A 25,212-nucleotide genomic window follows, 5' to 3' on the forward strand; every position below is an offset into this window, starting at 1 on the left:
TCAGGATCGCCGCCAGCGGACGTCGCCGCCGACGACGGTGGTGAGGACCTGGGTACGCAGCACCGCCTCCGGCGCCTCCAGGTAGGGGTCCGTGTCCACCGCGATGAAGTCGGCGAGCATGCCGGGCGCCAGCACGCCCTTGCGGTCCTGCTCGCCGGCCGCGTACGCGGCGCCCAGCGTGTGCGCGGTGATCGCCTCGGCCATGCTGAGCCGCTGCTCGGGCTGCCAGCCGCCGGCGGGGGTGCCGTCCTGCCTGGTGCGGGTGACCGCGGCGTACAGGGCGGCGAACGGGTCGGGGCTCTCCACGGGGGCGTCCGAGCCGAAGGCCAGCGCGACGCCGGCGTTCAGCATGCCGCGCCAGGCGTACGAGGCCAGGTCGTGCTCGCCCAGCAGCGCGTCCACCAGGGAGATGTCGGTGGTGCAGTGCACCGGCTGCATCGAGGCGACGACCCCGAGCCTGGCCATCCTGGTCAGGTCCTGCGGGCGCAGGTGCTGGGCGTGCTCGATCCGGTGCCGCAGGCCGGGGGTGGGGCCGACCTGCTCGTACGCGTCCAGCACCAGCCGGTTCGCCCGGTCGCCGATCGCGTGCGTGGCCACCGCGATCCCGGCACCGGCCGCGGCGGAGAAGAGGCGGACGAGGTCCTCGTACGGGGTGACCGCGATGCCGGTGTTGCCCTCCTCGCCGGCGAACGAGCGGTGCATGTGGCAGGTGTGCGAGCCCAGCGCGCCGTCGCTGAACACCTTGACCGGCCCCGTACGGAACCAGTCGTCGCCCTGCCCGGTCCTGCGCCCTTCGGCGATGGCCGCCTCCAGGTGGCCCACCGGGATCGCCTTGTGCACCCGGATCTTCAGCTCGCCCGCGTCGCGCAGCTCCAGGTAGGCGGCGCGACAGTCCTCGCCGTCGATGTCGTGCACGCTGGTCACCCCGAGCGCCAGCAGTTCCTCCTGCCCGGCGCGCAGCCGGTCGCGCAGGTCGCCGGCGACCATCAGGGCGCGCAGCGGGTAGGACGCCGCCTCGCGCAGGATGCCGGTGGGCTCGCCGTCCGCGTCCCTGACGATCTCGCCGCCCACCGGGTCGGGGGTGCTCGCGTCGATGCCGGCCAGGTGGAGCGCGGCGCTGTTGGCCCAGACGGTGTGGCCGTCCACGTTCGGCAGCGCCACGGGCAGGTCGGGGCAGACCGAGTCGAGGGCGCGGCGGTCGGGCTGGACGGGCGGGTTCCAGACGTTGCTGTTCCACCGGCCGCCGAACAGCCATCCGCCCGGCCGCAGCCTGGCCGCGTGCTCGGCGATCCTGGCCAGGGCCTCGTCCAGGGAGCGGACGTCGCGCAGGTCCACGCCGGTGAGGCTGTGGGCGTACTGGGCGGTGTGGATGTGGGCGTCGTAGAAGCCGGGCAGGACGGCGGCGCCGTCGAGGTCCACCAGCTCGGGCGCCGTGCCCGCGGCCGCGCGTACCTCGTCCTCGGTGCCCACGGCGACGATCTGCTCGCCGTCCACGGCCATGGCCTGGGCGGCGGGAGCGCCGGGGACGCCGGTGCGGATGGCGGCGTTGCGGTATACGCGCATGCTGTCGTGATCTCTCAGGGAATGGGGAGGAGTGGTGTCGCTCACTGTAGGAGTCGCGAAAAGAAGTAGGAAGCGCTATAAACACGACATTTAGCGCCGCTGAGACCAAGGAATGCTTATGCTGAAGCCCGAGCATCTGCGTACGCTGCGTGAGGTCGTCCGGCTCGGCTCCTTCGCCGCCGCGGCCAACCGGCTCGGCTACACCTCCTCCGCCGTCTCCCAGCAGATGGCCGCGCTCGAACGCGAGACCGGCGTCCGCCTCTTCGAGCGCTTCGCCCACAGCGTGCTGCCGACCAGCGCGGCCGAGGTGATGGCGCGGCAGGCCGAGACCGTGCTCGCCGACATCGACCGCATGGTGGCCACCGTCCAGGAGGTGCACCGCAACAGCCACCCGCAGGTCCGGCTGGGCCTGTTCCCCAGCTTCGCCGACGTGCTGGCCGGCGTCCTGCGCGACATGGAGCCCGAGGAGCGGGCCGGCGTCCGGCTGTCGGTCGCCGAGCCCTCGCAGCTCATCACCCGCCTCGGCACCGGCGGCGAGATGGACGCCGCCGTCGTCTACCAGGTGGGCAACTCCGGGCTGTCGTGGCCGTCGGCGCTGTCGCGGCGGTGGATCGCCGAGGACCGCTACCGGCTCGTCCTGCCCCGCTCCTGGCCCGACCTGTCACCGCACCGGGCCGAGCAGCTCGTCGACCTGCCCTGGATCATGCACCACCCGGCCAGCAGCGACGCCACCCTCTTCGAGGCCCTGTTCGCCGGCTGGAACCTGCATCCGCGCGTGGTCGGCAACTCCGACGACTTCAAGGTCACCCTGTCGCTGATCGCCGCCGGCCTGGGCGCCGCCCTCCTCCCCGACCTCGCCCTCCGCCACCACAACCCTGAGGTGGTGGTCGTGGACCTCCCCTGGCTAAACATCAGCCGCAGCATCTTCACCCTCGTCCACCCCGACCGCGAAACCGCCCGCCTCCAAACCCTCCTGGACGCCCTCACCCTCTGAATCGACCACGGGAGGCGTGGACGATGACGTCAGGTGGCGAGGCCGCGGCGGTAGGCGTAGACCACTGCCTGGACGCGGTCGCGCAGGTCGAGCTTGGTGAGGATGCGGGAGACGTACGTCTTGACCGTCTCCTGGCTGATGACCAGGGTGGCGGCGATCTCGCTGTTGGACTGGCCGTCGGCGATGAGGCGCAGCACCTCCAGCTCGCGCGGCGTCAGCGCGGAGTCGGCGGCCGGCTCGTCCACGGGGCGGATGCGGGCGGCGTACTTGCCGACGAGCTGCCGGGTCACCTCGGGGGCGAGCAGCGCGGAGCCGGTGGCGACGGTACGGATGCCGTGCAGCAACTGGGGCGGCGGGGCGTCCTTGAGCAGGAAGCCGCTGGCCCCGGCGCGCAGCGCCTCGTAGACGTACTCGTCGAGGTTGAAGGTGGTGATGACGAGCACCTTGACGGGGTCCTCGACGCCGGCGCCGGCGAGCTGCGCGGTGGCCTTGATGCCGTCGAGCACGGGCATGCGGACGTCCATCACCACGAGGTCGGGCCTGAGCCTGCGGGCCATCTCGACCCCGGTGCGGCCGTCGCCGCACTCGCCGACGACCTCCATGTCGGGTTGCGCGTCGATGATGGTGGCGAACCCGGTGCGGATGAGCGCCTGGTCGTCGCAGATCAGGACGCGGATCGGCGCGCTCACGAACCGCTCCCCGTCGGGATGTCGGCGCGTACGGCGAAGCCGCCGCCGGCCTGCGGCCCGGACTCGAACCTGCCGCCGAGGGCCGCGACGCGTTCGCGCAGCCCGTTCAGGCCGCGCCCGCTCCCTCCCACGGAAGTGGCACGGGAGCCGGAGCCGTCGGTGGTGACCACCACGCTGATCTCCTCCTCGCCATAGCGCACCTGGACCAGAGTCTGGCTGCCATGGGCGTATTTGAGGGCGTTTGTCAGAGCTTCCTGGACGACTCTATAGGTCACGAATTCGGCGCTGCCTGCGGATTCGGATGGTTTGCCGTCCTCGTCGAACTCGACCGGCTGCCCGGCCTGCCGCGTCTGCTCGACGAGGTCCGCGAGATCGCTCGCCGACGGCACGCTGAAGTCGGCCTCGTGGTCGGGGTTGAGCACGTCGAGCAGGTGACGCAGGTCGGAGATGGCGCGCCGTCCCGTCCGGGTGACGGAGCCGAGCGCCGCGTCGAGGCGTTCAGGGTTGGCGGTCAGATAGCGGGCCGCCTCCGCCTGCACGACCATGGCCGTCACGTGATGGGTCACGACGTCGTGGAGCTCGCGGGCGATGCGGGTGCGCTCGGCGGTGCGGGTGGCCTCGGCGACGTGGCGGCGGCGCTCGGCCTCGGAGGCGCGGAAGGCGCGCAGCCAGGAGCCGACCGCCCAGAGGATCACCAGCGCCACGTAGAAGACGATCAGGTCTGGCAGCGTCTCCTCCGAGCCGAGCCGTTCGAGCCAGAGCACCAGCACCACGTACGCCACCGACAGCAGCGCCGGGGTGAGCCGGCGGCGGCGTTCGATGTGGGCGCCGGCGCTGATGATGGCGATCGGCAGGGCGATGCTGCTCACCGCGTGGTAGGCGAAGACCTGATCGAGGGCGAACCCGATCGAGATCAGCGCGATGGCGGCGGCCGGGTAGCGCCGCCGTACGGCGAGCGGCAGGCACTCCAGGGCGACCACCAGGAGGGTGAGCGCGTCGAAGGGCTCGTTGGGCAGCATGCCGAGGTTGGTGCCGCTGCCCTGGAACTCGGGCACGAACGACAGGACGATCAGCAGCAGGGCCAAGGGAAGATCCCGGACCGTGACGTCGCTCCGTCGCCAGATGTCCCTTATGCGTCGAAGATCCATCACCGAGCGAGCCTAGCGGTAGCAGGGGGTGGCGTGCCCACCTCGGAGCGAAACCGAAACAGGCGGCTTGTCCCCCATGCGAGCTACGGGCGATTGTCCACTGTGTGGTGACGCTTCCGGGGCGCTCGATTCCATAGCGTAACGGTCATAACGCCAACGACGTTCCTTTAGCCCCTGGAGGACATCATGATCCGCACGTTCAAGACCACCGCCGTGGCCGCCCTCTGCGCCGCCGTGGTCGGCGTCGGTGCCGCCGGCTGCAATGCCGACGGACTCGATGAGCTGGACAAGCTCGACGCCTTGGACGGCACGCCGTCCACCTCCCAGGAGGCCGGGGAGAAGCTGCTGTCCGGCACCGAGAAGATCGACGTGGCGGGCGTGAAGGTGAACGTGTCCTGCGCCGGCGAGGCGGCCGAGGGCAAGCCGGTGATCATGCTGCTGGCCGGCGCGGGTGACGGGCTGGACAAGCTGGCCGCCCTGCAGAAGACGCTGAGCGCGAAGCACCGGGTCTGCTCGTACGACCGTCCCGGCGAGGGCACCAGCGACAAGCCCAAGGGCCCGCAGACCTTCGAGAGCGCGGGCGAGGTGCTGACCGCGGTGCTCGACAAGGCCGCGGGCGACCACCCGGTGGTGCTGGCCGGACACTCCCTCGGCGGCCTGATCGCCGCCAGGTACGCCCCCGAGCACACCGACAAGGTCAAGGGCGTCGTCCTCATGGACGCCACCCCGTCCACCATGCTCAGCGACATGGAGAAGTCGATCCCGGCGAACGCCAAGGGCCCGGCCGGCGAGCTGCGCGCCCAGAACCTGGCCGTCTTCAAGGGGCAGAACCCCGAGATGATGAGCATGCCCGACGGGCCGGTCGGCTCCGCCGGTGACATCCCGGTCGAGGTGCTCACGCACGGCAAGGAGTACCTCGCGGCGCTGCCGACGTACGGGCCGAAGCTGGAGCAGGCGTGGACCGCCGGCCAGCGCGCGTGGCTGAAGCTGTCCAGCGACAGCAAGCTGATCGTCGCCGACAAGAGCGAGCACTACATCTACGTCGACCAGCCCGAGCTCGCCGTCGAGTCCATCGAGCGGGTCACCGCGCAGGCCGCGGGCGACCAGCCCGCGCAGTGACGGCCTGAAGACGAGGCGCGTGCCCGCCGACAGGGGCTTGCGGCGGGCACGCGCCTTTCCCTGTGTCCTCCATGTCCACGAGGGCCGGAGCCGGTGAGAGCGTCCCCTTAAGGTGACGGACAGGAGTCATCGCAGGAGGCGGCACGGTGAGCGCGCAGGGACGGGGGCCGACGGGCAGGGAGCTCCGGGTGCTACCCGCGCTCGCGGCCGGGCCGGTGGACATGCCGTTCCCTATCCTCAGCTGGAGCGAGGACTTCACGCACGACCTCGACTGGAACGAGCACTCCCACCCCTACCACGAGCTGCTGTGGAACGAGCGGGGCGCGTCCAAGGCCGTGGTGGGCGCGCGGGTCTGGACGGTCACTCCCACGCTCGGCCTGTGGATGCCCGCCGGGACGCTGCACTCCGGCTCGGCGGCGGCGGGCACGCGGTGCCGGGCCAGCCTGTTCGGCTTCGACGCGGTCGCCCCGATCTCCCCCACGCCGGTCGCGGTCGAGATCACGCCGCTGCTGCGGCTGCTGCTCGAACGGCTGGCCGACGCCGGGCTGCCCGCGCGCTCGCGGGAGCTGACCGAGGCGATGGTGCTCGACGTGCTCACCCCGTCGCCGCACGAGCTGCTGCTCAAGATGCCGACGTCCGAGCTGCTGCGGCCGATCGCCGACGCGGTCATGACGGATCCCGCCGACCGGCGCGGGCTGGCCGAGTGGGCGTCCCTGCTGGGGGTGAGCGCCAGGACGATCTCGCGGGCCTTCAACGCCGAGACCGGCACGAGCTTCGCGCGCTGGGTGGCGGCGGTGCGGGCGCAGCACGCGGTGGAGCTGCTCACCCGGGGGTGGCCGGTGGAGGTGGTGGCGGAGCGGGTCGGGTACCGGTCGGCGAGCGCGTTCGGCGCGGCCTTCCGCCGGACGACGGGGCTGACGCCGGGAGCGTTCAGAGCGCCATGAGCGCTCAGGGGGCGCGGGCGTGCGGACGTGAGTCCAGGCTGTGCGGCCGTGTCCCGATCGCGATATCCGGTGTCCTGAACGCTTGATTGCGACAAGTCGCCCATTTCTCTTATCGTGCAGGGTCATAGGTAAGCCTTACCTAAGTAGTGGGTCACCACCAGTGGAGTACGAGTGAAGCGTCCACCCAGCCTGCGCCTCATCACCGTGGCGATCGCCCTGCTCATGGGCATCGTCGCCTGCGGCAGCAGTCAGCCGGAACAGGCGCGGGACAGCGCCGCGGCACCGACCGCGAGCGGCGACGCCGCCTTCCCCCTGACGATCAAGCACGCGCTCGGCACCACCACCATCCCGGCCAAGCCCACCCGCGTCGCCACCGTCAACTGGGCCAACCACGAGGTGCCGCTGGCCCTCGGCGTCGTCCCCGTCGGCATGGCCAAGGCGAACTTCGGCGACGACGACACCGACGGCCTGCTCCCCTGGGTGGCGGAACGGCTCAAGGAGCTGAACGCCCCGGCTCCCGTGCTGTTCGACGAGACCGACGGCATCGACTTCGAGGCCGTGGCCGACACGCGCCCCGACGTCATCCTGGCCGCGTACTCGGGCCTGACCCAGCAGGACTACGACACGCTCAACGAGATCGCCCCCACGATCGCCTACCCTGACGCCGCCTGGGCCACCCCGTGGCGCGAGATCATCAGGCTGAACAGCAAGGCCATCGGCCTGGCCGCCGAAGGCGAGCGGCTGATCGGCGACATCGAGACCGACATCAAGGCGGCCGTCGCCGAACACCCGCAGCTCAAGGGCAAGTCGATCATGTTCATGACGCACGTGGACCCCAACGACGTCAGCGAGATCGGCTTCTACACCACGCACGACACCCGCACGCTGTTCTTCGAGGACCTCGGGCTGACGATCCCCGGCAGCATCGCCGAGGCGTCGAAGGGCACCGACAAGTTCGCCCTGACCAGGAGCGCCGAGCAGATCGACGTCTTCGACGACGTGGACATCATCACCGGTTACGGCGACGAGAAGGGCGAGCTGCTCGCCAAGATCCGCAAGGACCCGCTGCTGTCGAAGATCCCCGCCGTCGAGCGCGGCTCGATCTACCTGCTGCCCGACAGCAAGCCGCTCGGCACCGCCGCCAACCCGACGCCACTGTCCATCAGGTACGTGCTCAAGGACTACGTCAAGGCCCTGGCCGAAGCCGCGGACAAGGTCAAGTGACCCTGCCGCGACCCGAGGCCGCCACCGGCCGGAGCCAGGACGCCGCCGCCGCGCGGCGTCCTGCGCGTGTCCGGGCCCTGTGGCTGCTGGCCGTCGTGGTGGTGCTGGCCGCGCTCATGGTCGCCTCGGTCGCCCTGGGCTCGCGGGACGTCTCCTGGGCCGACGTCTGGGCCGCGCTCGGCGGGGCCGACGGCTCGCTCGACCAGGCCGCGGTCGCCAAGCGCATCCCGCGTACGCTCCTCGCCGTGCTCATCGGCGGCGCGCTCGGCCTGGCCGGGGGCGTGATGCAGGGCGTGACCCGCAACCCGCTGGCCGATCCCGGCATCCTGGGCGTCAACATGGGCGCCTCGCTGGCCGTCGTCACCGCCGTCGCGTTCTTCGGGCTCACCTCGCCCACCGGCTACGTCTGGGTCGCGATGGCGGGGGCCGCCGCCGCCGCGCTGTTCGTCTACACCGTCGGCTCACTCGGGCGCGGCGGTGCCACGCCGCTCAAGCTCGCGCTCTCCGGGGCCGCCACGTCGGCCGCGTTCGCGTCCCTGGTCAGCGCCGTCATCCTGCCGCGCAACGACCTCGCGGGCAGCTTCCGGCTGTGGCAGATCGGCGGGGTCGGCGGGGCGTCGTACGAGCGGATCGGGCACATCCTGCCGTTCGCCGCCGCCGGCTTCGTGCTGTGCCTGCTGTGCGCGCGGGGGCTGAACTCGCTCGCCCTGGGCGACGACATCGCGGCCGGGCTGGGCGAGCGGGTCGCCCTCATCAGGGCCACCGCCGCGCTCGGCGCCGTCGTCCTGTGCGGCGCCGCGACCGCCGCGGCCGGGCCGATCGCGTTCGTCGGGCTGGTCGTGCCGCACGCTGTCCGCCTGCTCGCCGGTGTGGACCACCGCTGGTCGCTGCCGTTCTCGGCACTGGGCGGCGCGGCCCTGCTGACCGCCGCCGACGTCGTCGGACGCATGGTGGCGCGTCCCGAGGACGTCGAGGTCGGCATCGTGACCGCCCTGATCGGCGCACCGTTCTTCATCGTCATCGTCCGCCGCCAGAAGGTACGTGAACTGTGACCGCCTTCCTGACCAGACCGCCGTCGGCCGAGGTCGTGCGGGTGGTGGCGCGCGACCGGCGGCGGCGGGTGTCGCGGCGGCGGGTCGTCGTGGTGACGCTGGCCGTGCTCGTCGTCGCCGCGTTCGCGGTGACCCTGATGGCCGGGCAGACGTTCTACCCGCCGGGCGACGTCATCCAGGTCATCCTCGGCGAGCGGGTGCCGGGCGCGTCGTTCACCGTCGGCCGGCTGCGCCTGCCCCGCGCCGTGCTCGCGCTCGTCGCGGGCTTCAGCTTCGGGCTGGCGGGCGTGACGTTCCAGACGATGCTCCGCAACCCGCTGGCCAGCCCCGACATCATCGGCATCAGCGCGGGCGCGAGCACGGCGGCGGCCATCGCGATCGTGTCGTTCTCGTTGGGCGGCCCGCAGGTGTCGGCCATCGCGATCGTCGCGGCCCTGGCCGTCGCGCTGCTGGTCTACACGCTGGCCTTCCGCGACGGGGTGGCGGGCACCCGGCTCATCCTGATCGGCATCGGCGTCGCGGCCATCCTCGACAGCGTCACCTCGTACGTCCTGTCGCGGGCCGCGGAATGGGACCTCCAGGAGGCCATGCGCTGGCTGACCGGCAGCCTCAACGGCGCAGGATGGGAGCAGGTCCGACCGGCCCTGGCCGCGCTGGTCGTCCTGACGCCCGTGCTGCTGTGGCAGGCCCGCGACCTGTCCGCGCTGCAGCTCGGCGACGACACGGCCGCCGCGCTCGGCGTCCGCGTCGAGCGCACCCGGATCACGGTGATCGTCGCCGCGGTCTGCCTGATCGCGTTCGCCACGGCGGCGGCCGGGCCGATCGCGTTCGTGGCGTTCCTGTCGGGACCGATCGCCGCGCGGCTGATCGGCCCAGGCAGCTCACTGCTCGTGCCCGCCGGTCTGGTCGGCGCGCTGATGGTGCTCGCCGCCGACTTCGCGGGGCAGTTCGCGTTCGACACGCGCTTCCCGGTGGGCGTGGTCACGGGGGTGCTGGGGGCGCCGTACCTCGTCTATCTGATCGTCCGTACGCACCGCGCCGGCGGCTCGCTCTGACGTGCGAGGATGGACGGGGCCTGGAGGCGAGGCGTAGGTTGATGGATCATCTACCGGCTGACCAGGTCGGGGGGCGCAATGACCATCATCGATGTGGCCGCGGCCGGCTCTTCCATGGTCGAGACCGTGGGCGGCAAGGCCGCCGGTCTCGGCGAGATGATCAGGGCGGGTGAGCGGGTTCCCGACGGCTTCTGCCTGACCGTGGCGGCCTACCGGAGCGGGGAGCTGCCCGAGCAGGAGCTGATCGACGCCTACGAGCGGCTCGGCGGCGGGCGGGTGGCGGTGCGCTCCAGCGCCACCACCGAGGACCTGCCCGATGCCGGCTTCGCCGGTCAGCACGACACCTATCTCAACGTGGAGGGCCACGCCGCGCTGCTCGACGCGGTACGCCGCTGCTGGGACTCCCTGCACAACGAGCGGGCGACGGCCTACAGGAAGGCCGTGGGCGTCGACGACGCCGCCATGGGCGTGGTCGTGCAGCGCATGGTGGACGCCGAGGTCGCCGGGGTGCTGTTCACCGCGAACCCGGTGACCGGCTGCCGTGCGGAGATGGTGGTGGACGCCGCCCCCGGCCTCGGCACGTCCGTCGTGGACGGCACGGTCGTCCCCGACCACTACGTCTTCGGCCACCGCGCGGCGCCCGACGGCGGCGGCTGCCTCGACCGGCGGCGGCTGGCGGCGCTGCGCGACGCGGGGCGGCGGCTGCAGGCGCACTTCGGCACGCCGCAGGACGTCGAGTGGGCCTTCGACGCCGCCGGCACGCTGTGGCTGCTGCAGTCGCGGCCGATCACCACGCTGTTCCCCGCGCCGCCCGCCACCCGCGACACCCGCCTCTATCTCGAGGTCGGCCACATGCAGGGCATGCTCAGGCCGGTGACGCCGATGGGCATGTCGCTGCTCAAGGCGGCGATGGGCGTGTGGCTGGAGTCCACGGGCGGCAGGTTCGACCGGCGCGACCCGCTGCCGCGCGTGGTGCCGATCGGCGGGCGGCTCTACTTCGACCTGACCGACTTCCTGCGCAACACCTCGATGCGCGGGCAGCTGGGCGCGTCGCTGGAGGTGTACGGGCCGCGGGTGCGCGAGGCGGTCGATCGGGTGCTGGACGATCCGCGGTTCACCCCGCGTCCAGGGCTGCCGTTCCGGCTGGGCAGCGCCGTACGGATGACGCTGCGGCTCGCCCCCGGCCTCGTCGCGGGCGTCGCGCACAGCCTGGCCGCGCCCGACGCCGGACGGGCCAGGGCCTACCGCGCCGTGCACCGGATGCGGCGCGACGTCGTCCCGCCCGCCGAGCCCGCCACGGCGGCCGAGCGGCTGCGCTGGGTGATCGAGGACGCCCATCGCCCGCTGCGGACGCCCGGCCTGTACGGGCTGATGGGTCCGCTGGTCGCGGGCATGCTGGCCGGCACGTCGCCGGCGGGGCTGCTGGCCGGCGTCGCCTCCGCCGAGGAGCTGGACGTGGTGCTCGGCGGCATGCCGTACAACGTGACCACGGACATGGACCTCGCGCTGTGGCAGGTCGCGGTCAACGCGCGCCGGCACCGCGAGCTGTTCCTCGGCACCGACCCCGCCGAGCTGGCGGCCCGCTACCGCGCGGGCGAGCTGCCGGACATCGGCCTGGACGGCTTCCTCGGCCGCTACGGCATGCGGGCGGCGGCGGAGATCGACGTCGGCATGCCGCGCTGGGCGGAGGACCCGGCGCCGCTGTTCGGCACCATCGCCAACTACCTGCGCGTGGAGGACCCCGAGCAGGCGCCCGACCGGCGCTTCGAGCTGGCCGCGGCACGGGCCGAGCGGATGATCCGCACGCTGGCGCCGCGCGCCCGCCTCGCCCGTCCGGTACGCGGCAGGCTCGCGGTGTTCCTCATGCGCCGCTCACGCAAGCTGACCGGGCTGCGGGAGATCGGCAAGTTCGCCTGGCTGCCGATGATGCAGGAGTCGCGCCGCCAGCTCCTGCTCATCGGCGCGGACCTGGCCGGGCGGGGCCTGCTGGAGGAGGCCGGCGACGTCATGTTCCTCGACCTCGCCGAGCTGGCCCAGGCCGTGCGCCACGGCGAGGACCACCGGCCGCTGATCGCCCGCCGCCGCGCCGAGTACGCGCGGGAGCTGCGCCGCCCCACCGTGCCCGGCGCGCTGCTGTCGGACGGCACCGACCTGGAGGCGCTGGCCCCGCCGAGCGTCCCGGCCGAGGACGGCGTGCTGGTGGGCATGGCGGGCGCGGCGGGCCGGGCGACGGGCCGGGCCAGGGTGATCCGCGACCCGGCGGGCGCGCGCATCGAGCCGGGCGAGATCCTCGTCGCGCCCACCACCGACCCGGGCTGGACGCCGTTGTTCCTGACGACGGCGGGCCTGGTGACCGAGACCGGCTCCGCCATCGCCCACGGCCCCACCGTGGCCAGGGAGTACGGCATCCCGGCCGTCATCTGCGTCCGCGACGCCACCCGCGCGATCAGGACCGGCGACCTGATCACCATCGACGGGGGCGCCGGCACGGTCAAGGTGGAGCGCCACGGCTGAACCTGCGTGCGGCTCACAACGCGCCTCCCCGTACAGTGAGGAGTCCGCCACAACCCCCGTGAGCTTGGAGTACGTGTTGCACGAGAAGTTGTCGTCGATCTATGACAACGTCCTGCGCCGCAATCCCGGTGAGATCGAGTTCCACCAGGCCGTCCGGGAAGTCCTCGACAGCATCGGCCCCGTGCTCGGGAAGCACCCCGAGTACGCCGAATCGAAGATCATCGAACGCATCTGCGAGCCCGAGCGGCAGATCATCTTCCGCGTGCCGTGGATGGACGACCAGGGCCAGGTGCAGATCAACCGGGGCTTCCGGGTGGAGTTCAACAGCGCGCTCGGCCCCTACAAAGGCGGCCTGCGCTTCCACCCCTCCGTCTACCTGGGGATCGTCAAGTTCCTCGGGTTCGAGCAGATCTTCAAGAACAGCCTGACCGGCCTGCCCATCGGGGGCGGCAAAGGCGGCTCCGACTTCGACCCCAAGGGCCGTTCCGACCGCGAGGTGATGCGGTTCTGCCAGAGCTTCATGACGGAGCTCTACCGGCACATCGGCGAGTACACCGACGTGCCCGCCGGTGACACGGGCGTCGGCGGCCGGGAGATCGGCTACCTGTTCGGCCAGTACAAGCGCATCACCAACCGCTACGAGTCCGGCGTCATCACCGGCAAGGGCCTCGTCTACGGCGGCGCCCAGGTCCGCACCGAGGCCACCGGCTACGGCTGCGTCTTCTTCGTCGACGAGATGCTGAAGGCGCGCGGCACGTCGTTCGACGGCAAGCGGGTCGTGGTGTCCGGCTCGGGCAACGTCGCCGTCTACGCCATCGAGAAGGTCGAGCAGCTCGGCGGCCTCGTCGTCGCCTGCTCCGACTCCTCCGGCTACGTGCTGGACGAGAAGGGCATCGACCTGGAGCTGCTCAAGCAGATCAAGCAGGTGGAGCGGGGCAGGCTCGACACGTACGCGCAGCGCCGCGAGCACGCCACCTTCGTGCCCGGCCGCAGCGTCTGGGAGGTGCCGGGCGAGGTAGCGCTGCCGTCGGCCACCCAGAACGAGATCACCGGCGAAGCCGCCGCCGCCATGGTGGCGGGCGGCCTGGTCGCGGTCGGCGAGGGCGCCAACATGCCGACCACGCCCGAGGGCATCAAGGTGTTCCAGGAGGCGGGCATCGCGTACGGGCCCGGCAAGGCCGCCAACGCGGGCGGCGTCGCGACCAGCGCCCTGGAGATGCAGCAGAACGCCAGCCGCGACTCGTGGACGTTCGAGTTCTCCGAGCAGCGGCTGCAGGAGATCATGCGCGACATCCACGACCGCTGCCTCAGCACCGCCGACGAGTACGGCATGCCGGGCAACTACGTGGCCGGCGCGAACATCGACGGCTTCCGCCGCGTCGCGGACGCCATGCTGGCCCTCGGCCTGATCTGACCAGCCTGATCTGACCCAGCCTGATCTGACGCGGTCTGATCTGACGCGGTCTGATCTGACGGCCTGGCCCGGCCAACGACGTCCGGGTCAACCAGCTTCCTCCTTGTACCGTCTTGTACCGAGACCCCCTACTCAAGCCGCCAGGCGGACGCCGTGCGGGCGACGTAGGCGGCGAAATCGATCGGGTCGCGGCCGAGCGCCCTCTTGACGCCGTCGCGCGGCTCGGCGTACAGGCCCGCGCGCATGCCGGCGAACAGCGCGTTCAGCTCCGCCGCCGCCTCCTCCGGCGCGCCCTGGGCGAGCAGCTCGTCCCTGTACTGCTCGGGGGTCAGCTCCTCGTACCTGATGGGATGCCCCGCCGCCTCGGCGATGGCCGCCACGGCCGCGCGGAAGGTCAGCGCCCGGGGGCCGGACAGCGTGTAGACCTGCTCGTGATGGCCGTCCTCGGTGAGCGCCGCCGCGGCGACGTCGGCGATGTCCTGCGCGTCCACGAACGGCTCGGGCACGTCCCCGATCGGCAGGCCCAGCCGTCCTTCGCGGAGCGGGGCCCGCCAGATGGAGGGGTCGTCGAAGTTCTGGTTGAAGTTGTTCGGGCGGATGATCGTCCATTCGGCGCCCGACTCGCGTACGGCCTGGTCCAGCGCGGCCATGCCCCTGAAGTAGCCGGGGAACCGCTCGATGTCGCGGCCGGACAGCGCCACGAGCCTGCCCACGCCCGCCTCCGTCGCCTGTTTCACGAACGGCTCGGCGGCCTCAGGCTCCTGGGGCGCGATGAGGTAGAGCGCCGACGCACCTGCCACCGCGCCCGCCCACGTGCCGGGGTCGGACCAGTCGAACCGCGTCCCGCTCGACCGGGTCGCGACCCGCACGTCCGCACCGCGTCCTTGCAACGTCTTCACCAGGCGGCTGCCGGTCTTGCCCGTGCCGCCCAACACCACGATCGTCATGCCCCTCAGTGAATCGGCCGCGGACGGGGTGCGGCCATGGCTCAGGATCCAGAGCGCATGCGCAATCGTCCATAGCATGGGAGGTATGGATCCGTTCGATGATCTGCTGCGCGGTGTCCGGTCCGAGGACGCCGAGCTCGGCGTCGAGGAGCTGACGCCGGGGCGCCCCCTCACCGGCGGCGCGGCCCTGACCCTCCTGGCGCCCATCGAAGGCGTCGCCGAGCTGCCGCACGGCGTCGTGCGGGCCGGCGAGACGGCGGTGGTGCGCGGGCCGTTCACCGCCCGCGCGCCAGGGCGTGCCGTGCTCCTCGTCGGCACGTACGACGTGCGCGGCGCCGTCGGGCACCGCCTCCTCGACGTCCTGCCGCCTCTGCTGGTGCTGCCGGACGGCGACGACTGCGCCGCGACCAGGGACTTCCTCGTGTCGCAGGCCGCCTCGTGCGCGCCCGGCCGGCAGGTCGTGCTGGACCGGCTGCTGGAGTGGCTGCTGGTGTGCACGCTGCGGGCCTGGTTCGACCAGCAGGCCGTCGCGCCCGCCGGGTGGCACGACGAGACGCTCGGCCCGGCGCTGCGTGCGATGCACGCGGCGCCCGACCGGCCGTGGACGCTGGCCGCGCTGGCCGGTGAGGCGGGCGTGTCGCGGGCCACGCTCGCCGAGCGGTTCGTGCGGGTGGTGGGCAAGCCGCCGCTGACGTACCTGAAGGAGTGGCGGATGGCGCTGGCGGCCGACCTGCTGACCGAGCCGGCCTCGACCGTCGGCGCGGTGGCCCGCCGGGTCGGGTATGCCGACGCGTTCGGGTTCAGCACGGCCTTCAAGCGCTTCTACGGCGTCAGCCCCACCGAGTGCCGGGCGGGTTGCCGAACCTGAGCCGCCCGCTTTAGGGGAGAATCGACCCTTGTGGAGGAGAGCGGGTCGCTGGCGGACCTCGCCCGCCGGCTGGAGGAGGTCGTGGGCGAGCTGCGCGGCATCCCCGTGGACGTCGAGCGGGTGGCCGACAACGCGCTCGTCCAGCCGCTCATCCTGGAGGCCGCCGGCACGGCCAAGGAGCTGCGGGCCATGCACCCGCTGGGCTCGACCGACCGGGGCCGCAGGGAGCAGCGCAGTCGGCGCGACGTGCTCGACGCGCTGCGCGGCGGCCTGAGCATGCGCACGATCGTGCACTCCGCCGTGCTGGACGACCCGGTCAAGGCGGCCCGCATCAGGGAGCTGCACGCGGCGGGCGACCTGCACCGGATCGTCGACGAGCCGATCCAGCAGCTGCTGGTCTTCGACCGGACGGTGGCGTTCCTGCGCACCACGCCCGTCGCCCACGCCCCCGGTGCCCTGGTCATCAGGCAGCAGAGCGTGATCGCGGCGCTGATCGACCTGTTCGAGCTGACGTGGGAGCGGGCCAGGGAGGTGACGGAGCCGGCGTACATGCTGTCGCCGCGCGAGCGCGAGGTGCTGGCGCTGATCGCCGAGGGCCGCTCGAACCGGGCCGTCGCCGACGCCCTGTCGATCAGCGAGGCGGCGGTGGGCAAGCACGTGACGAGCCTGTTCGCCAAGCTGGAGCTGCCCGCCACCGACGACGTCAACCGGCGGGTGCTGGCGGTGCTGGCCTATCTGCGCGGCACGGCCCGCTGAGGGTAGGGACAGAGCTACCCCGCCCTCGCCGTAGCCCCCGCGCGGGGGCGGCGCCGGGTCCGCTTGGATGGTCACATGCAACGAATGACGGGATTGCTGGTCGGTGCGGTGTTCGGGGCGGTCTTCGTGCTCGTCAACGCGGGCGGCCCGCTGGGCGGCGCGGTGGCGGGCGTGCTGCGGGTGGCCGCCTGCCTGGGAGCCGCCGGGGTGGTCGCCATGTGGTTCATGACCGTACGCGGGGAGCGCAGGTCGGGGCAGCCGCAGGGCCCCGGCATGTACGGGCGGGGTTACCTGCTCATCGTGCTGGCCGAGGTGGTGCTGCTCTTCGGCGGGCTGCGGGTGCTGGCCGCGCTCGGCGCCCCCGAGCAGGCCAACGTGGCCTGGGTGGCGTTCGTGGTGGGGGTGCACTTCGTCGCGCTCGCGCCGGTGTGGAAGGACTGGACGATCGCCGTGCCGGGCGCGCTGCTGGCTTTGCTCGGCGTGGCCGGGTTCGCACTGGCCGGCACGTCCGCGCTGGCCTGGGTGCCGATCGTGAGCGGGGTGGCGTCGGGGGTGGTGCTGCTGGCGGCGTCGCTCACGACCGGCTGGCGCACGATGGCGGGGCTCAGCGCAGCCCGCGCTTGACGGCCGTGAGCCGGCGGGGGTGGTTGGTCATGATGCCGTCCACCCCGTACGACACCAGTTTGCGCAGCACGGCCGGCTTGTCGGCGGTCCAGGTGTAGACCCGCATGCCCCGGTCGTGCACCTTCTTGACATAGCGGGCGGTGAGGCTCTTGTGGGCCAGCGTGAGCCCGTCGGCGTAGCGGGAGAGCTCGCTCAGCCGGGCCGCGTTCGGCTTGCCGAGCAGCGCGATCGGCAGTCCTGGCACCATGGCGTGCAGGAACCGCATCGACTGCCAGCCGAACGCCTGCACGGTGAGCAGCCCGTCGCCCCACAGCTCGCGCGACTCCTGCAGCTCGGCGGCCACCCTGCGGTCGATGTCAGGGCTGTCCGGCGGGTGCTTGATCTCCAGCAGCAGCCGGGTGCCGGTGTCGCGGACCGCGCGCAGGGCTTCGGCGAGGGTGGGCACGCCCTCGCCGCGGTAGCGGGCGGAGAACCAGGAGCCGGCGTCGAGCCGCTGGATCTCGTCGAGCGTGAAGTCCGAGACCCGCCACGGCGCCCGGCGGGGGAAGACCTTCTCGACGTTCGTGGTCCGCTCGAGTGTCTCGTCGTGCATGAGCACGAGCTTGTGGTCCTTGGTCTGCTGGACGTCGAACTCGCACACGTCCGCCCCTTGCGTCCGGGCCCGGGCACAGGCGGCGATGGTGTTCTCGGGAGCGTGCGCGGAGCCGCCCCGGTGGGCGATGGTGTCCACCCGGGGCGGCGCCGCGTGGGCCGTGGGGCCCGGCACCACGGCCAGGGCCGCGATGGCGAGGACGCCGAGAAAGCGGTACATGGTCCCTCCCTCCGTGTCGCGGCGCTGGCCGGCACACGTGCTGTTGTGCCAGAGAAGTGCCCACCAATGAGAGGAATGACCGTTTTCTACGGGCGTGTCGCGGAGGTCCGTACGAACTTTTGACCGCAGAAGACGCGTCCCGGACCGGCCGCCGCCGGCCCGGGGCCCGTGCGGTCAGTACCGCAGCTTGCGGAGGTAGCGGTAGCCCACCTCCGCCGTCTGCCGCGGTGTCACGTCCGGGGTGTCGTTCTCCACGATGTACTCCTCCACCCGGTGCGCGCGGAACACCCGGCGGAAGTCGATCGTCCCCGTGCCCAGGTCGGCCATGTCGCCGTCGAGGTGCCGGTCCTTGACGTGGTACTGCAGCACGCGCTGCGGCGCCCGGCGGATCACGTCGATCGCGAACTTCACCGGGTCGCTCGCCCCGCGCCCCACGCCGCCGGTGACCGCCCAGTAGATGTCGATCTCCAGGTGCACCAGGCGGGGGTCCAGCTCGGAGGTGAGCACGTCCCACGGGGTGACCCCGCCCCCGAGGTCGGTGGTGAACTCGTGGGCGTGGTTGTGGTAGCCGTAGCGCAGGCCGGCCGAGCGGGCCGCGCGCGCCTCGACGTTCATCCGCTCGGCCCAGCCCTTCCACTCGTCCAGGCTGTCCGACGCGAGGTAGGGCACCACCATGTACTTCTGGCCGAGCGTCAGCGCGTTCTCGATCTTCGTGTTGAGCGCGGCGTCGTCGGCGCTGATGCCGTCGTGGCTGGACGTGGCCCGCACGCCCAGCCCGTCGAGAAAGCGCCGCAGCTGCCTGGCCGTGCGGCCGAAGTAGCCGAGCGCCAGCTCCACCTTCGGATACCCGGCCCGCGCCACGTACCTGAGGGTGTCGTCGTAGCTCTGGGCCAGGTCGTCGCGGAGCGTGTAGAGCTGGATGCTGATCTTGCCGGGCGGCACCTTCTCGCCGCGCGGGGGGTGCGGGTGGTGCGGATTCGTCACCGCCGCGGCGGCGGGCGAGCCGGCGGCGACCGCCGCCGCGCCGAGCCCGAGACCCGCGGCGAGCAGGGAGCGCCTGCTGGGGCCGTAGCCGTAACACATGGTGGTTCTCCTATCGCGTCGGCTGGAGCACGACCTGGGTGCTGCTGGTCAGCGGCGGCAGTCCGCCGGTTCCGGGGTCGGTGTAGGTGGCCACGAAGACGCCGGTGAGGTTGTCCGTCTCCGGGTCGTGCCCGCTCGGCTCGGTGGTCTGGATCGATCCCGTGCAGCCGCGGGCCGTGGTCTGCGGGTGTCCGTGGTCGTCGTGGCCGAGGATGTAGTCCACCGTGACGGCGGCGCAGTCCACCGGCTGGTCGTCGGTGACCCGCACCTCGAACTCGACGACGTCGCCGAAGCTGAACTGGTCGCCGCCCGCCGGCCTGACCAGCTCGACGACCGGCGCCGCGTTGCCCACCACGACCCGTACGGACGTCGCGGCCGACCGCCCGCGCGGGTCGGTGACCTTGAGCGTGGCGTTGTAGAGGCCGTTCTGCCGGTAGGTGTAGGAGCCCGACGGGCTGCGCGAGTCCACCCGGCCGTCCGCGTCGAAGTCCCAGGCGTAGCTGAGCCGGTCACCGTCGGGGTCGCTGGTCCCCGTGCTGCTGAAGGCGACCGTCAGCGGAGCCAGCCCGGCCGTCGCGGACGCCGTGGCGACCGGGATCGGCGAGTGGTTGCCGGTGCGGCCGATGTAGTCGATGCGGGCGAGCTGCGCGTCGGGGTTCTCGCTGAAGTAGCCGTCGCCGTACTCCAGCACGTACAGCGCCCCGTCGGGGCCGAACTCCATGTCCATCGGGTTGTCGAAGACGATCGACGGCAGCACGCTCTCGATGCGGCCGTCCCGGTGCATGGCCTTGACGTAGTCGCGGGTCCACTCGTAGAACAGCGGCACGCCGTCGTAGTAGCGCGGCCAGGCCACCGAGTCGCGACCGCGGGTGTCGGCCTTGCCGATGTCGTACGCCGGCCCGCCCATCGGCCCGATCCCGCCGGTGCCCAGCTCGGGGAACTCAGGCGAAGGCCCGTACGAGTACCAGACGTCGGGCTGGGTGACCGGCGGCAGCTCGCGCAGTCCGGTGTTGCGCGGCGACTCGTTGACCGGCGCCGCACAGTTGAACGTCGCTCCCGAGGCGCCGGTGGCGAAGTCGTAGTCCACGTACGGCAGCCGCGCCGTCGCGCAGTACGGCCAGCCGTAGTTGCCCGCCTTGCGGACGACCGTCCACTTGCCGGTGCCGGCCGGGCCCCTGCTCGGGTTGGCCTGCTGCTGGTCGGGCGAGTAGTCGCCGACGTACAGCTCCCCCGTCCTGCGGTTCAGCTCGATCCTGAACGGGTTGCGCAGCCCCATGGCGTAGATCTCCGGCCTGGTGTCCTTGGTGCCGGGCCGGAACAGGTTGCCCTTGGGGATGGAGTAGCCGCCGCCGCTGTCGCGTGGCTTGATGCGCAGGATCTTGCCGCGCAGGTCGTTGGTGTTGCCCGAGCTGCGCTGGGCGTCGAACGCGGGGTTGCGGTCCGGCCGCTCGTCGATCGGGGTGAAGCCGTCGGAGGAGAACGGGTTGGTGTCGTCGCCGGTGGACAGGTAGAGGTTGCCCGCGGCGTCGAAGACGATGTCGCCGCCGACGTGGCAGCAGATGCCGCGGTCCACCGGCACGTCCATGATGCGCTGCTCGGTGCGCAGGTCGATGGTGGCGCCGGTGAAGCGGAAGCGCGACAGCCTGATCAGGCCCTTGAACGGGGCGAAGTCGGCGGGGGTGCCGGTGATCGGGGCGTCGCCCTCGTTGACGTCGGGGGTGGCCGGGTCGTCGACGGGGGTGTCGAGCGGGGGCGAGTAGTAGAGGTAGACCCAGTCGTCCTTCTTGGAACCCTTCCCGAAGCCCGGGCTGAGCGCGATGCTCTGCAGCCCTTCCTCGTCGTGCTGGTAGACGTCGAGCGTGGCGGCGAGCGTGTTGAGCCCGGTCTTCGGGTCGTGTAACCAGACCTCGCCGCGCCTCGTGGTGTGCAGGACTCGGTTGTCCGGTAGGACCGCCAGGTCTATGGGCTCACCCGGATGGTCGTTGAGCGTCACCTTCTGGAACTGGCTGTCGGGCGGCGCACTGGTCGTGGGGGCCGCCACGCCGGCGTGTGCGACGGCCTGCACGCAGGCCGGCATGATGATCGCCGCGGCGCTCATGGCCGCGATCATGGTTCTCGCTCTCACGCCTCTCTCCTTCGGTCTACTCGGGTGGGATAAGAGAGGGCAAATTAACGTGAATGTAACCCGAGTTACGCCGATCGAGGAGGGCCTAATTCACGCCCGCCCGCGTATCTCCCGCCCCCGATCGCACTAAGTGGAAAGGTGATCAACAAAAGATCGCCCCCTGCCGGAGCAGGAGGCGATCGGGATTCTCTATGACGTCAGTTCTTCTGTTCCTCCATGGTGACGGTCACCGTGGACTCCTCGCCACCGCGCTGATAGGTGATGGCCACCTGCTGGCCGACCTTGTAGCCGCGAACCTGGCCGACCACCGTGTCACCGCTCGCCACCTGGGTGCTGCCGATCTTGGTGATGAGGTCGCCCTCCTTGAGCCCCGCCTTCTCGGCCGGGCTGCCCTTCGTCACCTGCCTGATGAGCGCGCCAGGCACGTCGCCGGTGGCGTTGGTGACGCTCACGCCCAGGTAGACGTGCGTCACCTTGCCGTCCTTGATGAGCTGCTCCGAGACGTGCTTGGCGGTGTTCACCGGGATCGCGAAGCCCAGGTTGACGCCGTCGGAGGCCACCGCGCTGTTGATGCCGACCAGCTCACCGGCCGCGTTGACCAGCGCTCCGCCGGAGTTGCCGGGGTTGATGGCGGCGTCCGTCTGGATCATGCCGCCGAGCGTGGTGATGTCCTCGGGCTGCGACCGCCCGCCCCAGCCCGGCGGGAGCTGCTGGTCCTGCGGGCCGTTGCCGGCCGTCACCGTACGGTCGAGCGCGCTGACGATGCCGGAGGTCACCGTGCCGTCCAGGCCCAGCGGGCTGCCGATGGCCAGCACGTCGTCGCCCACCTTGAGCTGGTCGCTGTCGCCGAGCGTCACCGCGGCCAGCCCCGACACGTCCTGGGCCCTGATGACGGCGAGGTCGGTGGCCGGGTCGGTGCCGACGACGGTGGCCTTGGCCATCTTGCCGTCGTTGAACTTCACCGTCAGCCCGCTGTCCTGCCCAGACACCACGTGGTTGTTGGTGAGGATCAGCCCGTCCGCCGACAGCACCACGCCGGAGCCCTCCGACGTGCTGCCCTGGATCATCACCACGGACGGCTGCACCTTCTCCGCCACCTGCGCCACCGTGTACTGGTCGGCGGCGGTGCGGAAGACGGGGCTCGGCTGGCTCGGGGTGGCGGTCGCCACCGGCGTGCTGCCCCCCGCCAGGTACGCGCCCACGGCCCCGCCGCCCAGCGCGGCTGCTCCGAGCGCGGCGACGGCCGCCAGCGCCAGCCCCGCGACCGCCTTGCGGGTCAGCATGAACGCCTGCTTCGCGGCGGGCCGCGGGGGCGGCGGCATCGACGGGATCGGCCGGGTGAACCCTCCGGCGGACGGTGGTGTGGCACCGAACTGGCTCCAGCCACCGGTGCGAGGCTCCCTCGGCTCGTTCGCGCTCATGTCATCTCCTAGAGTCCCGATGACACAAGCGTGATCGAACGTGCGTAAACACCGGCTAAGCCGTACGCCGCCCGCGCCGGCACCCCCTGATGGCCGCCTTATCACCGCTGGCCGCGGCCTCGCCCGCCGCTGGAAATCAGCCGGAAATTCCCGGCGTGACGAGCCCCGCCTCGTAGGCGACGATCACCGCCTGCACCCGGTCGCGCAGCCCCAGTTTGGCCAGCACGTTGCTGACGTGCGTCTTGACCGTGTGCTCGCTGACCACCAGCTCCGCGGCGATCTCCGCGTTGGACAGCCCGCGCGCGATCAGCCGCAGCGTCTCCTGCTCGCGCGCGGTCAGCACCGACAGCCTGTCGGCCGGTGGCCGGGGCGCGGCCCGCGACGTGAACTCGGCGATCAGTTTCGTGGTGATCGACGGGGCCAGCAGCGACTCGCCGGCCGCGACCACGCGTACGGCGTGCACCAGGTCGTCGCGGCGCACGTCCTTGAGCAGGAAGCCGCTCGCCCCGGCGCGCAGCGCGTCGTAGACGTAGTCGTCGAGGTCGAACGTGGTCAGCATGAGCACCCGGCACGCTCCCTCCGCGCAGACCACGCGGGCCGCCTCGATGCCGTCCATGACGGGCATGCGGATGTCGAGCAGCAGCACGTCGGGGGCGTGCTCACGGACCGCGGCGATCGCCTGCTCCCCGTCGCCCGCCTCGGCCACCACCTCGATGTCCGGCTGGGCGTCGAGGATCATGCCGAACCCGGCGCGTACCAGCTCCTGGTCGTCCGCCACGACGACGCGGACGGTCACGACGCCGCCAGCGGCAGCCGGACCAGCACCTGGAAGCCGGGGCCTTCCTCGCGCGGGCCCGCCACGGCGCTGCCGCCGCACGCGGCGGCGCGCTCGCGGATGCCGATCAGGCCGTTGCCGCCCGAGGGCAGCGCGGGCTCCCTGCCGTGTCCGTCGTCGGTGATGTCGATCATGAGTGCGTCTTCCTGCCAGGTCAGCGCGAGGCCGGCGCTGGTGGCGCCGGCATGCTTGACGATGTTGGTGAGGGCTTCCTGAACGATCCGGTACGCGGCCACCTCCGTGTCCGGCGACAGCGGCCGCGGGTCACCCGTGTTGGAGCAGTCCACCCGCAGCCCGGCCGCCCTGAGCTGGTCGGCCAGGGCGGGCACCGCCGCGAGGGTGGGCTGGGGGCCGCGCGGGCCCTCCTCCTCCTTCAGCACGTTCAGCAGCCGGCGCAGCTGCTCCATCGCGTCCCGGCCCGCCGCGGCGATCGCGTCGAACGCGGCCACCGCCCTGGCCGGCTGCGTCGCGACCGCCACCGGCCCCGCCTCGGCCTGCACCACCATGACGCTGACCGCGTGGGCGAGGATGTCGTGCATGTCGCGGGCGATCCTGGCCCGCTCCCGCTCGGCGGCCCGCTCGGCCTCGGCCTCTCTTTCCCTGGCGAGCTGGGCGGCGCGCTCCTCCAGGGCGGCGGCGTGCGCGCGGGAGGAGGCGGCGGCCCGGCCGATCGCGTACGCGGCGACGAACAGCACGATGCCCCGCAACGCCGTCTCCGACGAGCCGACGACGAGCATCCCGCCTCCGAGCGCGGCGGCCAGCAGGACCCAGCGCACCCGGCGGGGGCAGATCACGGCGACGGTGTACAGGGTCACCAGGCCGCCGTACCAGATGGGCTGATCGGCCACCTCGTCCACCAGGTCGTACAGGCTGCTCGGAATGAGCGAGCCCAGCAGGGCGAGGACCGGCGCGCGTCGCCGCCACACCAGCGGCACGGCGGAGGCGACCACGACCGTGTATCCCCACCAGTGCCAGGGCCCGCCCGCCGGGTTGTCCCGGGAGAGCAGCGGCCAGAGCTGCACCACCAGCACCAGCGCCGCGAGCCAGCCGTCCACCAGTGTGGGAGGCAGTGCCGCCGCGCGGCGCCGGAGAACGGTGAGGAGGTCCTGCATGTCACTCATCCTGCCTGCTGCTCCTCATACGGGCTCGTCATACGGCGGCGAGCGCCACGGCGGGCCGGCGGATGAGCGGGAGGAGCGCGACGAGCATGAAGAGCGCGGAGACCGGAATCAGGTCCTTCCAGACGATCGGCAGGGCGAGGTAGACCAGCACCGGCGCGAGCGTCCACACGGGAAGGACGCGCAGGACCGCGAGCCGGATCATCAGGACGAGTTGCGCCACGTAGAACAGGAACGGCAGGCCGTCATACACCGTGAACGGCACGCCTGGCACGCTCTGGACCTGCTGGAACAGCAGGTTCATGCCGTCCCGGTCGGCGGCGGCGAACCCGACGGCGATGTCGATGCCGAACTGGACGAGCAGCGCCACCACGCCCACGAGCCCGGCCACCGCGCCGGCCGTGGCCAGGGCGTCCCGCCCGGCGAGCGTGCGGAACCACAGGAAGAGCCAGGCGAACAGGAGGAGCGCCGCCATGAAGGCCAGGTGCCCGGCGGTCCAGGCGAGGCCGGGGCCGTAACTGCCGTCGAGGCCGTCGAGGATGCGGATGGCGCCGTAGGCGAAGGCGAAGAGAGGCGCGGCGATCAGCGCCGAACGGGGAGTCATAAGGCGATGGTGCGGCCGGCGGGGCCCTGCCGGCATCGCCGGTGGGAGGGATTCCGCGACTCACTCCTGCGCATGAGACGCCGGCGCGGCCGGCTTCCACGTCGGGGAAAGGCGAGATGTGAGGGCCCGATACCCTCACATCTCCTGGCGGATCCGTGTTCAGCGGCGGCGACGCCGGCGCCGGCGGGCCCGCCCGTAGGTGTCGCCCCCACCGCCCGGAGTGGGCTCCGGTCCAGGAGCGGCGGGCAGGCGGAAGACTCTGAATCCGAGATATCGCTGTATGGCCATTGGTGTCCCCCTCGTA

The 25,212-nt window shown here is 72.0% G+C and carries 22 protein-coding genes; 11 read left to right on the forward strand and 11 right to left on the reverse strand.

Translation table 11 applies throughout. From position 1 onward, the window contains the following. Positions 1–1,563, reverse strand: a complete 1,563-nt coding sequence (locus ACFFR3_RS32775) for an amidohydrolase (RefSeq protein WP_345391864.1) — start codon at positions 1,561–1,563, stop codon at positions 1–3. Positions 1,564–1,681: 118 nt separating this feature from the next. Between ACFFR3_RS32775 and ACFFR3_RS32780 the strand changes: the two genes are divergently transcribed. Further along, positions 1,682–2,557, forward strand: a complete 876-nt coding sequence (locus tag ACFFR3_RS32780) for a LysR family transcriptional regulator (RefSeq protein ID WP_345391867.1) — start codon at positions 1,682–1,684, stop codon at positions 2,555–2,557. Between the two features lie 29 nt (positions 2,558–2,586). On the opposite strand, the gene ACFFR3_RS32785 is transcribed toward ACFFR3_RS32780, so the two are convergent. Then, positions 2,587–3,246: a response regulator gene (locus ACFFR3_RS32785; protein ID WP_345391870.1), complete on the reverse strand. Its 660-nt coding sequence runs from the start codon at positions 3,244–3,246 to the stop codon at positions 2,587–2,589. Next, the gene (locus tag ACFFR3_RS32790; protein WP_345391873.1) at positions 3,243–4,397 is read right to left on the reverse strand and encodes a sensor histidine kinase; all 1,155 of its coding nucleotides are present in this window, start codon (positions 4,395–4,397) and stop codon (positions 3,243–3,245) included. Before ACFFR3_RS32790 ends, ACFFR3_RS32785 begins: the two co-directional genes overlap by 4 nt. Positions 4,398–4,580: 183 nt before the next feature. On the opposite strand from ACFFR3_RS32790, the gene ACFFR3_RS32795 reads away from it, so the two are divergent. The 7 genes from ACFFR3_RS32795 (at position 4,581) to gdhA (ending at position 13,716) form a co-directional block, all read left to right on the forward strand. After that, complete coding sequence (locus ACFFR3_RS32795; RefSeq protein ID WP_379484401.1) at positions 4,581–5,513, forward strand: alpha/beta fold hydrolase; 933 nt, start codon at positions 4,581–4,583, stop codon at positions 5,511–5,513. 146 nt (positions 5,514–5,659) lie between these two features. Then, on the forward strand, positions 5,660–6,457 hold the full coding sequence (locus ACFFR3_RS32800) for a helix-turn-helix transcriptional regulator (protein WP_379484402.1): 798 nt from the start codon (positions 5,660–5,662) through the stop codon (positions 6,455–6,457). A gap of 171 nt (positions 6,458–6,628) precedes the next feature. Continuing rightward, on the forward strand, positions 6,629–7,681 hold the full coding sequence (locus tag ACFFR3_RS32805) for an iron-siderophore ABC transporter substrate-binding protein (protein ID WP_345391885.1): 1,053 nt from the start codon (positions 6,629–6,631) through the stop codon (positions 7,679–7,681). Next, positions 7,678–8,733, forward strand: coding sequence for a FecCD family ABC transporter permease (locus tag ACFFR3_RS32810; RefSeq protein ID WP_364367249.1), 1,056 nt, complete (start codon positions 7,678–7,680; stop codon positions 8,731–8,733). The genes ACFFR3_RS32805 and ACFFR3_RS32810 overlap by 4 nt, the downstream gene beginning before the upstream one ends. Further along, positions 8,730–9,788, forward strand: a complete 1,059-nt coding sequence (locus tag ACFFR3_RS32815) for a FecCD family ABC transporter permease (protein ID WP_364367252.1) — start codon at positions 8,730–8,732, stop codon at positions 9,786–9,788. The genes ACFFR3_RS32810 and ACFFR3_RS32815 overlap by 4 nt, the downstream gene beginning before the upstream one ends. 78 nt (positions 9,789–9,866) lie before the next feature. Beyond that, positions 9,867–12,302 carry a PEP/pyruvate-binding domain-containing protein gene (locus ACFFR3_RS32820; RefSeq protein ID WP_379484403.1) on the forward strand — a complete coding sequence of 812 codons (2,436 nt, stop codon included), beginning with the start codon at positions 9,867–9,869 and terminating at the stop codon, positions 12,300–12,302. A gap of 73 nt (positions 12,303–12,375) precedes the next feature. After that, positions 12,376–13,716 (forward strand): NADP-specific glutamate dehydrogenase, encoded by a 1,341-nt coding sequence (gene gdhA, locus ACFFR3_RS32825; RefSeq protein ID WP_345409435.1) that lies wholly within the window; start codon positions 12,376–12,378, stop codon positions 13,714–13,716. Between the two features lie 128 nt (positions 13,717–13,844). On the opposite strand, the gene ACFFR3_RS32830 is transcribed toward gdhA, so the two are convergent. Continuing rightward, positions 13,845–14,663: an NmrA family NAD(P)-binding protein gene (locus ACFFR3_RS32830; protein ID WP_379484404.1), complete on the reverse strand. Its 819-nt coding sequence runs from the start codon at positions 14,661–14,663 to the stop codon at positions 13,845–13,847. 85 nt (positions 14,664–14,748) lie between these two features. On the opposite strand from ACFFR3_RS32830, the gene ACFFR3_RS32835 reads away from it, so the two are divergent. The 3 genes from ACFFR3_RS32835 to ACFFR3_RS32845 all read left to right on the forward strand — a co-directional run bounded on the left by ACFFR3_RS32835 (position 14,749) and on the right by ACFFR3_RS32845 (position 16,911). Further along, positions 14,749–15,531, forward strand: a complete 783-nt coding sequence (locus ACFFR3_RS32835; RefSeq protein ID WP_364367262.1) for a helix-turn-helix transcriptional regulator — start codon at positions 14,749–14,751, stop codon at positions 15,529–15,531. 30 nt (positions 15,532–15,561) lie between these two features. Then, positions 15,562–16,287: a helix-turn-helix transcriptional regulator gene (locus tag ACFFR3_RS32840; protein WP_345391903.1), complete on the forward strand. Its 726-nt coding sequence runs from the start codon at positions 15,562–15,564 to the stop codon at positions 16,285–16,287. A gap of 84 nt (positions 16,288–16,371) precedes the next feature. Beyond that, complete coding sequence (locus tag ACFFR3_RS32845; protein ID WP_364367265.1) at positions 16,372–16,911, forward strand: hypothetical protein; 540 nt, start codon at positions 16,372–16,374, stop codon at positions 16,909–16,911. Here ACFFR3_RS32845 and ACFFR3_RS32850 read toward each other — a convergent pair. The 7 genes from ACFFR3_RS32850 to ACFFR3_RS32880 form a co-directional block, all read right to left on the reverse strand. Then, positions 16,892–17,722 (reverse strand): glycerophosphodiester phosphodiesterase, encoded by an 831-nt coding sequence (locus ACFFR3_RS32850; RefSeq protein WP_345391909.1) that lies wholly within the window; start codon positions 17,720–17,722, stop codon positions 16,892–16,894. The two genes, ACFFR3_RS32845 and ACFFR3_RS32850, sit on opposite strands and share 20 nt — an antisense overlap. 174 nt (positions 17,723–17,896) lie before the next feature. Further along, positions 17,897–18,805, reverse strand: a complete 909-nt coding sequence (locus tag ACFFR3_RS32855) for a sugar phosphate isomerase/epimerase family protein (RefSeq protein WP_364367268.1) — start codon at positions 18,803–18,805, stop codon at positions 17,897–17,899. 10 nt (positions 18,806–18,815) lie between these two features. Further along, entirely contained in the window at positions 18,816–20,930 is a 2,115-nt protein-coding gene (locus ACFFR3_RS32860) for a PQQ-dependent sugar dehydrogenase (protein WP_364367271.1), read from the reverse strand. Between the two features lie 197 nt (positions 20,931–21,127). After that, positions 21,128–22,351, reverse strand: coding sequence for a S1C family serine protease (locus tag ACFFR3_RS32865; protein WP_364367274.1), 1,224 nt, complete (start codon positions 22,349–22,351; stop codon positions 21,128–21,130). 136 nt (positions 22,352–22,487) lie between these two features. Next, positions 22,488–23,147, reverse strand: a complete 660-nt coding sequence (locus tag ACFFR3_RS32870) for a response regulator (protein WP_364367277.1) — start codon at positions 23,145–23,147, stop codon at positions 22,488–22,490. Continuing rightward, positions 23,144–24,307 carry a sensor histidine kinase gene (locus ACFFR3_RS32875; protein ID WP_345391924.1) on the reverse strand — a complete coding sequence of 388 codons (1,164 nt, stop codon included), beginning with the start codon at positions 24,305–24,307 and terminating at the stop codon, positions 23,144–23,146. Before ACFFR3_RS32875 ends, ACFFR3_RS32870 begins: the two co-directional genes overlap by 4 nt. 28 nt (positions 24,308–24,335) lie before the next feature. After that, entirely contained in the window at positions 24,336–24,908 is a 573-nt protein-coding gene (locus tag ACFFR3_RS32880) for a hypothetical protein (protein ID WP_345391927.1), read from the reverse strand. Positions 24,909–25,212: the final 304 nt, after the last annotated feature.

The sequence above is a fragment of the Nonomuraea salmonea genome, from assembly GCF_042428605.1.
GTDB lineage: Bacteria > Actinomycetota > Actinomycetes > Streptosporangiales > Streptosporangiaceae > Nonomuraea > Nonomuraea salmonea.